This window comes from Collinsella sp. AM12-1, from assembly GCF_003472325.1.
Taxonomy (GTDB): domain Bacteria; phylum Actinomycetota; class Coriobacteriia; order Coriobacteriales; family Coriobacteriaceae; genus Collinsella.
In genome coordinates, this window is sequence record NZ_QRLS01000053.1 from 1 (window position 1) to 911 (window position 911).

At 64.5% G+C, this 911-nt stretch carries 1 protein-coding gene; it reads right to left on the reverse strand.

Going from position 1 to position 911, the window contains the following annotated elements:
* A partial coding sequence (locus DW136_RS09860; RefSeq protein WP_118289521.1) for an SIS domain-containing protein occupies positions 1-911 on the reverse strand: 911 nt, incomplete at both ends.

Consider the following 911-nt stretch of genomic DNA (forward strand, 5'->3'; position numbering starts at 1 on the left):
ATCCACGGAGACACGATGACGCGGAACTCGTCGTCAAGGCCGGGGATCGCGAACTCGGCGGTGTCGATGATGTTGATGTCGGTGTCGCCGGTCACACCGCGGGTCAGGAAGGCGCGGACGCGCTCGTCGAGCTTGCGGTTCTCGTCCTCGCCCATGAACAGGAACACGGGGACGCCGGGCTCCACGAGCTCGAGGGTGCCGTGGAAGAAGTCGGCCGAGGTGATGTAGCGGGTGCGCTTCCACTGCATCTCCTCCAGGATGCACATCGAGAACAGGATGGTCTCGCCCCACAGGGCGCCGGAGCCGATGAACATGGTGTAGGGAGCCAGGGCGTACTTCTTGGCGAGCTCCTCGGCGCGCGGCTCGAAGCGCTTGCGGATATCGAGCATGTCCTTCCAGATATCCTTGGTCTGCTCGATAAACAGGTCGAACTTGGGGAAGCAGCCGCGGCGGTTGAGCAGGCGCAGGCCGAAGCAGTCGGCGAGGTAGTAGCCCTTCTCGCAGCCGCCCGAACCATGGTCAGAAGCCATGGCAACGCAGTTCTCGGCACCCACAGCCTGGCCGATGGGGCCCTCGGGCTTGGTCATGGCGTAGACGCGCACGCCCATGTCCTTCATCTTCTTGACGGCCTCGAGGACCTCGGGGGTGGTGCCGGACTCGGAGGCGGTGAGCACGACGGACTTCTCGGTCATGCGCTTGTGGCCCATGACGTTCCACTCGGCGGCGTGGATCAGGTAGACCTCGAGGTCGCGGTCGCCGAACTTGTTCATGAGGTACTCGAGCTGCATGAGCTCGTCCCAGGTGCCGCCGACGCCCATCAGGAACACGGCGTCGTAGCCCTCGTCGGCGACCTTGTCGGCGAGCGCGGTCATCTTCTTGCCGGCCTCGTAGACGTTCTTGCCGTCCTCGAG